4 protein-coding genes are annotated in these 14,250 nt (G+C 40.3%); all 4 read right to left on the bottom strand.

Going from position 1 to position 14,250, the window contains the following annotated elements:
* Position 1: 1 nt before the first annotated feature.
* The 4 genes from D9O48_RS14605 to D9O48_RS14590 all read right to left on the bottom strand — a co-directional run bounded on the left by D9O48_RS14605 (position 2) and on the right by D9O48_RS14590 (position 14,229).
* Positions 2–1,903 carry a glycoside hydrolase family 88 protein gene (locus D9O48_RS14605; protein WP_126973722.1) on the bottom strand — a complete coding sequence of 634 codons (1,902 nt, stop codon included), beginning with the start codon at positions 1,901–1,903 and terminating at the stop codon, positions 2–4.
* A 50-nt stretch (positions 1,904–1,953) separates the two neighbouring features.
* Positions 1,954–3,600, bottom strand: a complete 1,647-nt coding sequence (locus D9O48_RS14600) for a glycoside hydrolase family 28 protein (RefSeq protein WP_126973721.1) — start codon at positions 3,598–3,600, stop codon at positions 1,954–1,956.
* 379 nt (positions 3,601–3,979) lie between these two features.
* Complete coding sequence (locus D9O48_RS14595; RefSeq protein WP_126973720.1) at positions 3,980–5,596, bottom strand: glycoside hydrolase family 43 protein; 1,617 nt, start codon at positions 5,594–5,596, stop codon at positions 3,980–3,982.
* A gap of 98 nt (positions 5,597–5,694) precedes the next feature.
* Positions 5,695–14,229 carry a pectinesterase family protein gene (locus tag D9O48_RS14590; RefSeq protein WP_126973719.1) on the bottom strand — a complete coding sequence of 2,845 codons (8,535 nt, stop codon included), beginning with the start codon at positions 14,227–14,229 and terminating at the stop codon, positions 5,695–5,697.
* Positions 14,230–14,250 lie beyond the last annotated feature (21 nt).

Raw genomic sequence — 14,250 nt, 5'->3', positions numbered from 1 at the left:
ATTACTTATTCAATAACCAGCGAATCAATTCCTGCGCTGCTAAATGATTTTGAAAAGAAGCAGGTAATTTTCTACCGTCTACATATTCATTGTACAACCATGGGTCACCAATTAAAAACACTTTTCCTTTTTTGTACTTTGCTATTGCTATTACATTGTCACCCTTATGTTTTACAATTGTTGTGGCCGGATTTTGAACATTCAAAGAACTATATTCTTTGATATAAAGTCGCTTTGCTGTTTTGAATACCGGATTTACTGCGTCTACAGTAACCAATCCTTCTTCAAATTGATTATCCTGTACCCTGTTTTTAGAATCATGATTAAACTGTACACCAAATTCTTTTGCCAGTTGATTGAAATGAGCCAACTCAACATTGCCGGTATCATTGGCCATTAATACCAGACTGCCGCCCTTCTTTACCCAGTTTCTGATTTGTTTAATATCAGCTACTGTAATAAAATTAGGCTGAGCTGTTTCCTTTGCGTCATCCGGATCAACGATGATGTATACATCGGCTTTTTTGAGATTAGTTTTGGAAGGAGCGGTTTTTAAAGTTTTTAATTTAGCACCGGCTCTTTCAAATAAAAATCCCCAAACATTAAAACCACTATTTGCCCTATCATCCCACGTATAATGGTAAGAGTAAGTAGTTCCGTTTTTATGTTTTTTAAATTCATTGTTGAAGTAGTTATCTAAAACTACGGTTGAGGGTTTATAGTTCTGAGCATTTTTCCAGGCTTCTACCTGTACCGCACATTTTATAAATGCACCTAAACCTTTCGGATCGTTGGTAATGACCGGTTCGCTCATATAATACTCGAATGATCCGTCTCTGTAATTCTTATCACCACCTAAGCCTGATACTTTTACGGTTCCTTCCCAGTCGTAATACCCATTCGCATTCTTTTTAAGAAATATCGTCAGGATATTCTCATAAGCTTTAAGAGCAGGTTTCATGTATGAGTCTGGTAAATAACCGGCTCTTACTCCTTTCACCAATGTATACACCAACATGGCAGAGGCTGATGATTCGAGGTAGTTTTTAGGTTCATTACCTTTATCTACCACATCATACCATAAGCCGGTAGAAGGATCCTGATATTTTACGATTGTTTTTGCAAAACGGTTTAGGATTTGAATGATGGAGTCTCTTCCTTTATGGTTTTCCGGAAAGTATTCCAGTGCGTCTACCATTGCCATTCCATACCATCCTAATGCGCGGCCCCATACATTCGGTGACCGGCCGGTAGTTTTATCAGCCCATCGTTGTTCTTTTGATTCATCCCACCCATGCAATAACAAGCCTGTTTTTTCGTCTTTCGACACTTGTTCCATTACCACAAACTGGCGGGTAACATCATCAAAAATTTCAGGTTCGTTAAACAAGGCTGCCCATTCTGCATAAAATGGCTGTCCCATATACAGGCCGTCTAACCACATCTGATGGGTATAGATTTTTTTATGCCAGAAAGTATTCAATTGTGTACGTGGGTGGCTTTTCAATTGATCACGCAATAACTGGGCGGCTTTTCTGTATTTATCTTTTCCGGTAACACGGTAAAGGAAAAGTAAATTTTTACCATTGTTTACGTGGTCGATATTATATTCATGTTGTTTGTATGCTTTGATTGCCGCACCTTCGTTCAGTACATAAAAATCCATCATCTTCCGGATATAATTAAAATACTGAACATCTCCGGTTGCCATCCATACGCCTTCAATGCCTTTCAGAATAACTCCCAGATCGTAGCTCCATTTAACGGGTTTACCAAGGTCTTCCAACGCAAAAGAATCGGCCCACAGGTGCATTGCTGTTTGCGACAACGCTTCGGCATGCTGTGCTTTTACCGAAACATTGAATACAAAAACAAAACATATAATATTCAAAAACGTTTTCATATGCATAATCATTAGCAAGAAAGTTCCGCATTAGCTGCGGAACTATTGAATTATTTAAACTTTACAGCTTTTGCCGGTGCATTAAACTCTAACACCAACGGTTGCACTGCGTTTACTTTAGTTTTTCTTACCTGAATGTCTTTTGATTTCGCGCCACCCACTCTGAACAACAATTCAGGTTTTCCGTTATATTTGAAGTTTTCAAATTTAAGGTCACTGCTGTTGTAAACATCTACCACCGGTTCTTTTCCTTCGCTCACCACCAATTCAATATTTTTGAAAGTGATGTTTTTAGCTTCATTTAATACCATTCCTTTATGAGCCTGTATAACCATATCTTCCAATACAATATTTTTCACTTGCATTTCAGGTACTCCACGTAAGAAAATACCGGTTTCTGCGCCATTACACACTACGTTTTTAATATGGAAATTTCTGAATTGCGGAGTGGTTTCGTCAACAGGTTTTGTTTCTACTACCGGCTCAGCTCTTTGCTCACCTGCCATCGGAACCGGATCACGGGCCATATAATACATGTCAAACAAAATAGCTTCACCCGGAATATCTTTCATATAGATATTGTTTATATAAATATTTTCAACAATACCACCTCTTCCTCTTGCAGTTTTAAATCTTAAACCGATATCGGTACCGATGAATGTGCAATCGTCTACAAAAATATTTCTTGCACCGCCGCTCATTTCACTTCCGATTACAAAACCACCGTGCGCCTGATATACCGTACAGTTTTTAATAATAACGTTTTCGGTAGGCATTCCTCTTTCTCTTCCGGCAGCATCTCTGCCACTCTTCATACATAAAGCATCATCCCCTACATCGAAAATGGAGTTTTCAATCAATACGTTTTTACAGCTTTCCAGATCCAGTCCATCTCCATTTTGTGCATACCATGGATTTTTTACCAGAATCTCTCTGATGGTAATGTCTTCACTCATTAATGGGTGCAAACACCAGGCAGGAGAATTCTGGAAAGTGACGCCTTCTAATAAAATTCTTTTTGATTTTGTAATGACCAATAAATTAGGACGTAAGAATTCTTTGATAGATTCATAGTATTCTTTTCCTTTAGAAGGATTAATCTCGCCTGGGTTAGCAGCTTCTTTAGACCCTTTTAAAGCTCTTTCAGTTGGATACCAGGTATCTTTTTTATCGTTGAGTACGCCACCGCTTTTGATGAGGTTTTTCCATTGCGATTCAGTAAATTTTCCTTTCTTAACCTGTCTCCATGCTTCACCGGCTCCATCAATGATTCCTTTACCGGTAATTGCTATATTTTCTACGTTTTCTGCAGAAATGGGTGATTGAGCTCTCCATTGAGGCAATCCTTCCCAATTACCCTGTACCAACGGGTACTGGCTAAAATCTTTGGTAAACTGTATTAGAGCGTTGTATTCTAAGTGAAGGTTAACGTTGCTTTTCAATACGATAGGACCACTGATCCACAAACCTGCAGGTACCAATACGACCCCACCACCACTTTGCGAACAGATATCGATTGTTTTATTGATACTTTCGGTATTCAGGGTTTTACCGTCGGCAATAGCACCATATTTAATGATGTTGAAGGTGTCGGTTTTGAAAGAAACCTGTTTAACAATGGGGCGAACCTGTGCTGTTGCACCAAATGAAGTAACAACGAGCGCAGCTCCTAACCACCATTTTGATAATTTAACCATGACAATTTTTTTTAGGCAACCGTTTTAAAAAAATAGCTACGCCGGTTAAACCGGCATAGCTGTTAACCATTGCTATTTACATTGAGACGAAAACAATTTTAAAGATCCACTCAAGTGGCTGTTTATTGCACCTGATCCGTTCATTCACAAGACAAGTCTAACGAGATATTTATAATTTGCGAAACCAAAACGCCCTTTTTTTTACGCAATCGTTACCGAAAACGTTGTAGTAACCAAATGAAATCAATTGAGATACACATTATGAACATTTTTCATAATTTTTTAACACCTTCCTCTCTTATAAGACGTTTACTGTTTTGGCCACCATTCGTTCCGTTTTTTAAGTTTCTGTTAAATCTAACAATAATGAATAATCGCCTTACTTTTCTACTCTGAACCAGTCAAAATCAACAGACCCCGCATCATTTTTTGCCTGGGTACTGGTCATAAATAAACCCATTTTAGCACCGATCCATTTTCCTTCCTTTGCCTGAAAGACTTTTCCGGCATTGGTATATTTTTTTCCGTCGAAACTATAACTGAACTGTGTTTTTCCTTCTTTTGCTACTTTTATCTGCAAATACACTTCGGTTTTGTCTGTTGCAGTAATTACTTCAATTTTTTCCGCTTTGCCTTTATCGGCTTTTTCACATAAGGCATATACCAGTTCTATTCCTTCTTTTGTTTTTTGCAAAGCGACATATGCATAATCCAGGCCCATTACTACCAAACCGGTTTTATCGCCTTCTAAAAGCGGGTTAAACTTTAGTTTGGTGGTAGCTGTAAATGTTTCAGCCGGAAATTTTTGCATCAGGATATTCGGTACATCCCAGTAACTTACTGCATCAGCCGGTACAGGGTGTGCAAAAAGACGTAAAGTTCCTTTTTCAGTATTCATGTACGCCCAGGTAGCTTTCGGATTCGCCTGCCATTGCCATTGTAAGCCCAGGAAAGGCTGATCAAACTCATCAGATTCAGGCGGTGTGGCTATAGGGTAAGTTTTACCAACATCCGGTTTTTTGTAGGTCAATACGGGCCAGCCGATACCATCATTATCTTTATCCTCACCGATTACCGGCCAATCGTTTACCCATTTCATTGGTTGTAAATGCACCAAACGTCCGTAAGGATCTTTTTCCTGAAAATGCAGAAACCAGTCTTCACCCGTTTGCGTATCTACCCATGCGCCCTGATGAGGACCATTTACGGGCGTTTTACCCTGTTCCATTACTACCCTGCGTTCATAAGGGCCGTAAGGATTTTTTGATCTTAATACGATCTGCCATCCTGTAGAAACGCCTCCTGCAGGTGCAAACAAATAGTAATAACCGTTTCTTTTATAGAATTTAGGCCCTTCAACAGTAGGATCAATTTCGTGTCCGTCATAAACCAATACACCTGTTGTGATAGTTTTGGTGCCCGCTGCATTCATTTCTTTAACTGCCAATACACTTTTGATACCTGCTCTGGAGCCTGCGTAAGCGTAAGCCAGATAAACTTTACCATTGTCATCCCACAGCGGACAAGGGTCAATCAACCCTTTACCAGCTTCTACCAGCACAGGTTCAGACCAATCGCCGGCAGGGTCTTTTGCAGTAATCACATAAATACCAAAATCAGGATCCGGGTAATAGATATAAAATAAGTTATTATGATAGCGGATAGCCGGTGCCCAAACACCATTTCCGTGTTGCGTTTTAGAGAAGTGATCATACGGCGGCTGACGCTTTAATGCGTAATTCACCAGTGTCCAGTTTACCAGGTCTTTTGAATGCAAAATCGGTAAACCCGGAATTGCATCAAAACTGGAAGCAGTCATATAAAAATCATCGCCTACACGAATCGCATCCGGATCGGAATAATCTGCATGCAGTACAGGGTTTTTATATTTTCCGTTTCCTAAATCTGCCACCCAGCTTTTTGAAACCTGGGCAGTAACCGATTGATAACTTATCAGCGAAACCAAAGCTGCCAATAAAACTCTTTTCTTTTTCATAATTCTTATTTTAAATCACTTTCATCTGATAAGGTAGAGAAATGGTGGGTGTATCACCCACCATTTTGTTTCAGCGGGAGGAATACCCGCCGATAAAATTATTGCTTGATGAAATTGAATACTTTCCTTTCGTTTGACCGGATGAACTCAACATAATACATTCCATTCTTCAGATTACCCACATAAATTTTTGTTTGTGCAGTATTCGATGCTGTACGGTAAGTTCCCACTTTCACTCCGTCAATTGTATAGATATTGATAGTAGCTACTACGTATAATTGAGGGTGTGTTACTGTCAGATGAGTGGTAGCAGGGTTCGGATGTGCCCTCATAGCAACTACGCCTGCACCTTCTACACTTACTTTCTGATTCAGATTTCCATACAACAATTGAATATCACCTGAGATACTGGTATTAGTATTATTATTCATTCTAATATACAGTATTGTATTGATTGCACCATTGGTTGGTTGAAGTACTAACACCTGTGATGATCCAGTCCATTGAACCCTGTTTAAAGAAACTTCAAAGCCCGGAGGTATAATCACATGCACATTTCCTGTTAAGTTAGTTGCTTTTACTTCAACAGATTGCGGCGCAGTTGGTGTACCGATCGTTTGTTCAAACCTTGTAACCGCTCCGGTTACCGATAAACCCGGTATTACCGGTGCAGCCACCGTATTACCACTGATGTTAAGTTCAACATTATCAGCACCGGCAGACTGATGAATGATTTTAGCATCATAGCCTCCTACAGCTGTAGCATTTAATCTTACACTGATCGTAGCAGGTGCACTTTCCAAAGATGCTTTTGTTAGCGTTACCGACTGTGCATAATTCTGATTATCTGCACTGATCTGATAAGGAGCCACTACAGTAATCTGTACATCATTGGTTAAGTTAGTACCGGTTACAGTGTATGTTTGAACAACTGATGGGGTGCCGATGGTTTGATAAAAACTTTCAAAATCATCATCTACCGTAATCGTCGGAACAATATTACTTTGATGATCACCTTTCAGTACAAGGTCTTTTATTTTAGCATATCTGCCTGCGCTGGTAGAACCACAACTGAAGTACAGTCTGAAAGTAATTGTTTTACCTTCTTCTATCCAGATACCATCCGCATTGTTCAAGGCCAGATAATAAGCAGTATTGTTCGTACTGGTATTATTCGGTAATAATATCGGGGTTGACCATGCTCCGTTTGCAGTAGATGCCAGAATATTTCCTTGTCCGACACCACCTGTTACCGAACGAATATCACTGTTAAATCCATCTAACGAATATTCCACGGCAAACCGGGTATTCGAGCTGGTGTTATAATAAGAAGCTGTTAAGCCCAGAGTATCGATACGAACTTTGTTAGTTTGGGAAGGAGTAACGCTGAATTCTACATAGAAGTTTTTATTCAGGTTTCCACCCGGGCCACCATCATTACTACCCCATAAACCACTTGCTTTCGGCGCAAACGCCATACCCATATGATCACTGAAAGCAGGGATAATGGCTACGCTTCCGTCTGACAGTTCATAATTATTCAGTCTGATAGCTGTAGGAGTAAACGCAACATTTCTTATTGCCGCATCATCATTCTGATTTACAGTTAACGGATAATGAACTGCTACTTCAGAAATTGGTAATGGCTCAGATTGAACAATACCGCTTGCGGTAATACTCACCGTATCAGCCAAATGTGTTCCGTGTTTAATCACTGCATTATAACTACCGGTTGCAGTACTATTTAAACGAACGTTGATCTGAGTATCAAAGTTTTCTGTTTCATTAAGAATGGTTACCTGATTGTTTTCCCATGTATTTCCGCCATCCACACTGATTTCAAAAGGAGCCGGTATCAATATTTTGATTGGCTCTAAGATATTGCTTGCTTTTAAAGTATACACCTGTGGAGCAGAAGCCAATCCTAACCCCTGTTTAAATTCACCCAGATTACCGTTTACCATCATGGTAGGAATGCTGGAAACTTCAATGGTATCTGTTAAATGTTCGTCATAACCTGCCAGAGAGGCCTTTAAATAGTATTTAAAGTTTGAACCGGCAGCCGGTAGGTTCTCTGCAAATCCGAAATTGATATCATATGCATTACCTGTGTTGGTTTCATACACTTTTTCCCAGTTACCACCATTCAATGATTTAAACAGTTCATACTTCACATTAGCTAATGGCCAACTGATATTCCAGGTAACATTTGACTGTGTGGTAGTTTTGTCTACTTTAAAGTTTGACACTGCAACATCCGCACTAAACGGATCACAAATACCACCTGTTACTGCACACGGATCCCAATCACCGAAAATATTCGCATTGGTGAACTCATCCGCCTGCTGTTGAGTCAGTTGTTTTGACCATGCTACCCGTTGAGATAAGTCAACCGGTGAACCGTTATAATGTTTAGTACCATGTTCTGCATAGAATATCAGATCGGTATCAGTACCACTATTCCAAACTGCCCATCCCGCAGGGCTAATCACATTAGTACCGATGGTTGTATTTATTAATACGGTTTTATTATGGGCTTTATCAGAACTACCTGAATCATTTTGCCAGGGTCGTCCATAAACATATAATGTATTTCCTCTGTTAGAAGGCATTTCACAGTTTCTAAATACCAGACCGTGCGCTTGTCCGGCCGGTGTATTGGCAGCTGTGATATAAGAGCCGCCGTTTGCAGATCGCGTTTTAGAATATACAACACATGATTCGAATACCGCTATTGCAGAACCGAAGATATAATCAACATCACCGTCTATGTAACAGTTTACAAAGTATTGTTTATAGCCGTTTCCGTTCACCAGCAAGGTATCCTGATGACCAAGGAATCTACAGTTTTTAAATACTACTCTGTCGGCCTGCACATGTACAGCCACCGCTTGTGAACCTACACCATAAGAATTTTCAACCGTTAAATTTAATGCAGCGAAATCGTTTCCTCTTACGTGTAAAGTATGGGAAGTGGAAGTACCGATTGTTGTACCATCAGGTAATTTCCTACCTGAATAATCGTCATAAGTGATGATTGTATTAGCAACACTTTCTCCTACCAGATGGATAAAGGTTTTATTCTGCGGAACAGCTACTTTTTCAAAATATTTTCCATTTTTAATAAAAATTACCCAGGGAGTTGTTCTGTTAGATGGAGCTGCATTAATGGCAGCCTGTATACTGGTAAAGTCACCTGATCCGTCTTTTGCAACAATCACATCAGGAGTAACAGAACCAGGTTGCAGGATATTTCCTGATAAAGGAATATGCATTGCTTCAAAACCTGTTACTGTATTTGTAATTGATCCGTTTGCTGCACCTGTTGCTGCACCGTTTAAGCGTACGGAAACAGTAGCAGTATCAGGATTTTTAGCCGGTTGATAAGTAGCCTGAGTTAACCAGTTTCCACCGTTTACACTTATTTCATATGGTGCGGTTACCGATACATTTACCGGTTCTTCTACCTGCTTGAATACTACTTTATATTGTTGTACTGCAGAGGTATTCGGTAATACCTGATTAAAGTTTTTCAGGTCACTGATCACTTCTACCGAAGGAGTTACAGGTTCTTCTTCACCGGCAGTTCTGGCACCAATATAGGCAGAGTGTTGCCCGACGTGTCTGACACCGCCTTCTGCTCTTAAATAAACATACAAACGGATGACGATTGATTTTGAAGCCGGTACCTGAATATCCAGATTGCCGAATCTTAAAAACTCATTTTCTGCTGCCGCCGCGGCTACTGCACCTGAATTGATCAGCGTTGTATGATCGCCCGGATCCACTCCACCTTCACTATAGGCAAGTGTTGAAGCCCCATTATAGTAGGCAGGATTCGCAGCACTCGCTAATGGCATAAATGTTACACCTCCGTCAATACTGTATACAACACTCGTTCTTACATTTCCGGTTCCACCTCCTACGATAGCCACACTAAATGAATCTACATTAAAGGCTTCTCCGTTTTTATGTTCTATTTTATAGTCTACATAACTATTTTCATCATATAAGCCCAAACCGTCATTTCCGGCTCTTTGCCAGATTCGCTCTGTATATGGATCGTTACCATATCTGTTTCCATAGTTAACACCGGTTATTTTTGATCCAAGTACCTGATCGTGTGCAATTAACTCTTCAGAAACTTCGGTAGCATTCTGTCCTGCCAATAAACTCCAGGTAGCGCTTACTGATTTTGAAACAGGAGGATTCGGATTACCTCCGTCATCTCCTTTCGCTATGATACTGTTGATATATAATTCAAGGTTCGAATAACCGCTGGATGTAATCGCACTTCCGTCGCCGGCATCATTCGGATTTAATCCTTTTTCTACTTCATAAGCATCAGGAATTCCATCACCATCAGTATCAACAATTGCAGTTCCGGGTTGATATGCAGGTAAACCACCTACTACCGAAGGGTTATCAATAATACCCGGTAGGTTTCTTGAACCTGTTCCGGTAGCAGTTCCTGTTTTTGTTTCATTAATAATTCTTGTATCTACCGCATCTCTTTTCGGTAATGTTGCGCCCGCATTTTCCATTACCGCATTATAGGCATCCACAGCCGAAACTACCGGTAATGCTACTGACACATTAAACGGTTGTGCTGATAAGTTAGATGATGCAAGCTGATCAAATCCGCTGTTCCAGTTAACACCCAGGTTGTTGTTTGCAGACATTTCAGTATTACCATCCATAACGTTTCCGCTCAGATAGAACAAACCTACTTTATCAGCACTTGGTGTATTCGGGCGAATGAAGTTTCTTCTGCCTGGTGTAGCCGGCCCGGGTTTATAATAGTTGTTCACCAGGTTTATTTTTGATTCACCTCCGGCAATTTCAATTTCACCGCCAGTAGCATGACCTTCAGTACCCCAGTTATAAACAACGTTGTTTCTATAATCAACCAATGCAATGGTATCATGTGCGCGTGCGCCATTGAAACGAACGGTTCTGCCATTGTTGTGCGCTAAAAGATTGTGGTGATATGAAGCGTATTGACCACCCCATACACCTCCGTAAGAACGGTTTCCTTTACTATGGCCTGCACTATATAATCCTTCACTGATGATACTCCATTGTACCGATGTATATTTTGTATCGTACAATGCTGCATTTTCTTCATTAGCCCAACTGAACGAACAGTGGTCTAAAATTACATTATGTACATTTTCTAATCCGATACCATATTTACCGTTCGGATCATTTGCAATAGGTCTTGATCTCAGGTAACGGATAATAATGTTTCCATGATTACCACCTTGTGATAAACTTCTGGCACCATTAATGATAAACGAAGCACCTGTTAAGCAGATACCGTCGCCGGGAGCTGTTTGTCCTGCTATCGTTAAGTTAGATCTGTTTACTTTAATGTCAGATTGCAGTTCTATCACACCACCTACATTAAACACTACTGTTAGCGGTTCGTCAGGATGTTGTGTCAGGGCTTCTCTGAAACTACCCGGACCATTATCCTGCAGATTGGTAACGGCTACTACTTTACCACCCCGTCCACCGGTTGCGTACTTACCAAAACCTTCTGCTCCCGGGAAGGCAATCAACCCTACAGGAGGTTCAGGATCTACCGGATCAACAGGACCGTTATTATCAGCATTAAAGAAGTCTACTTTTCCTGCGCCTGCAAACAATGGAACAATTGTTCTTACAACACTTGCGGGGTAAGCCTGATAGCTATATGGAGGTGTAAATACTTCCTGCGGATTAAACTCATCGAACTTAACCGAACGGCCACCCGGGTTTAATCTTTCAGGATTAATCTGTGACGTAATAACCGGCAATCCGCTATCATCATATTCATTATTCAGAATTTTTAATCCTTTCGCTTCACGGTTTCCGGTTTTAGAAGTAAATCCATTGTCTGTATTGTTACCATACACCGCTTTAAAGTCAGCAGCAGTTCTGTCTGCATACATCGGCCAGCGTGTATTCAGATAAAAGTTTCCTTCTGCCAGCACCTGCGAAGTATTGGAGGCAGCAATTCCATATAAAGTAACGAGCTCAGATAAATTATTTAATACGTGCACCTCACCGAAACGAACACGTGGGTTTCTGGAATTTGAATTATAGAAGTGGTTAGCAAAATAAGTTACTTTTAGTTTTCCTAAATCTTTAGCACCATTTCCGTCCGAGTGTCCTACCAGACCGGTTTTCCAGCTGTTCTGGTATTTCGTCCACGATACGGTTACATAACTGGCACCGTTTTTAATATCGATACCTCCGTCAGGGCTGTTCTGGTTGGCAGGTCTTGCTGTCGGGTGTCCCACCGTACAATGGTCAACCCAGATATGATGCGTTTCCGGCTCTCCGATATTAATACCATCATCTTTATATTCCTGAAAATTGAGATTTCTGATTAAGATGTTCCATGATCGTTTAATATTCAAACCCCATTTCAATACAACTTCACCTTGTCCGATAATAGTCAGGTCACCCTGCTCCTGTACGGTCATCATACTATTACCCCATGCAGAAGAGCTGGAAGTACCTTCCGGATACACGCCTTCTTTTAATACAATTACCAACGGAGCCGGCTTCATTCCGTTTTCTACGCGATTATTTTTATATGCACGGTTTCTATGATATAATGAAGTAGCCAATAAATCAAAGTCAGCCGGACCATTGATCCATAAAGTATCTTCAGCACCTTGTCCGCCGGTTGTAGGACCGTTAAAGTTTGAGTATTCGGTGGTTACCACTCCGGCAAAACCTATAGGTTTTTCAAAATCTACAGCAATATCATTCGTGAATCGTGCCGTTACATTTTTGTTGGCATTCATCACAATAGCAGAAGTTTGAACGGCGCCTGATAAATCACCGCTCCAACCAATGAATTGATTACTCAATGCCGGTAATGCAGTTACGGTAACGGTAGTACCTTCAGCATACACGCCACCGGCAGGATTTAAAGTAACAGAACCTAAACCCTGCACAGCTACATTTAACTGATAAGTATTCACTACTGTGAAATTGGCATTGATCACATGATTTTTTTCTACGGAAAGTGCGATCGGATTAAAATCGCCTTCCAGATCTCCACCCCATGAATGAAATTTCAAATCGGGGCGTTCTACTGCCAGTAACGTAACAATTTCGTCTTCGAAATAGAGATTATTTTTTCTTGAAGGATTCAGGCTTACTTCACCATTATTGCTGGTAGTAACCTGAATTGAATATTTAGGACAGGCTTCACCTTGCAATTTTAAATTATCGAGATTCGGGCCATCGGTTTCTTCCCAGGTGATAGAGATATTATTAATTCCTCTGTCAAGATTCAATACTACAGTTTCTTCTTTCCAGTCAGTGAAAGTAGTACCTGGTTCAAATTCGAGTGTGGTGATATAATAATCGTTTACATACAAGCGACCTTTTCTTTCTTCAGCTTTTCCTAAAGCATATCTGAAAGAGGCCTGATAAGCGCCTGCCTCAACCTGACATACGGTAAAGTTGATAGAATTTTCACCGTTTGTCTGAAAATCAACAAAACCTGTTCCTGTAAAACCGTTATGTTGAGCATCCTCTTTACCTGTAAACTCGGCCTCTTCCGCTTCATAAATAGTAAAATCGTTAGAAGCACTCACCTCAACAATAGTTATTTTCCATGTTTTAGTAGTACCGTTCTGTGCTGTGATAGTATAAGAAACATCGTCAGCAAAATTTTGTGCACCGGTTACAGCCGGAGAAATTGTTGCATAGGGTGATATTTCAAATATTTCAGGTACCAGTGATCCAACTGCTATTCCTTCAGGAATAGTAATGGTAACAACACCGGTTTCTTCATTGATAACAGCATTTCCTATTTGTTGATCGAACAATTTAAACGCAGTAATTTCTTTGTGGGAAGAACTCACGGAGTTTACAGTTACAGTATATTGTTTTTGCGTAACACCGTCAGGTGCAGTAACTGTATATACAAATGGATTCGAAAAGTTTTGTGCCAGGGAGGCATCGGGAATAACTGTTGCGCCGGTAGCCACATTGAAACCGGCCGGTACAACATTCGTAATATTTGCGCCTAAAGGCACTTCAACAGTAATTGTTTCATTGTCATGATCAATTACAGAAGATATCTGTTGATCTAATTTAAAAGAGTAAATAGTTGCGTCATTTCCTAAAACCACTAATCCTTTTGCGAGTACATCGTGTACCTGAATATTACCGTTCGTTGGAATTATTCTTACAACAACCGGTTCATCAGATTTTAATTCAGCATACATCTCATGCAACATCAATGCTGCGGGTGCAGACACCGAAAGAGGAGTAGCAATTACGGTAAAATCTGATTGTCCTGCTTTTTTATAAGCTACCTGAATATTTCTGGCCGACGCAGTATTGGTTGACTTAATATTCAATTGCAAATAGCTTAAAGAAGGCAGGTCAACAAAAAATTGTTCGTCTTTATTGATTTGTACCATTCCCTGTGTACAAACACCGTCTGCCGCTTTATTAGGGCTGATAGGGGTTGAAGACGACCAGTAAATTTGTTCGGGTGCTGTGGTAGTTCGAAAATCGAAATCTACCCATACCTGTTCATTGTTCATGAACACGACTCCCATTGCCAATGTCAGAAAGGCAATCAGATAGTTAGAAATAGAACGTAAAAGTGAGTTCATAATGGCAGTTTGAGTTGGTAT

The sequence above is a fragment of the Gynurincola endophyticus genome (genome assembly GCF_003991195.1).
In the GTDB taxonomy this organism is placed as follows: Bacteria; Bacteroidota; Bacteroidia; order Chitinophagales; family Chitinophagaceae; genus Gynurincola; species Gynurincola endophyticus.
The sequence above is the reverse complement of the archived record's forward strand: the minus strand, read 5'-3'. Positions and strand labels throughout refer to the sequence as shown.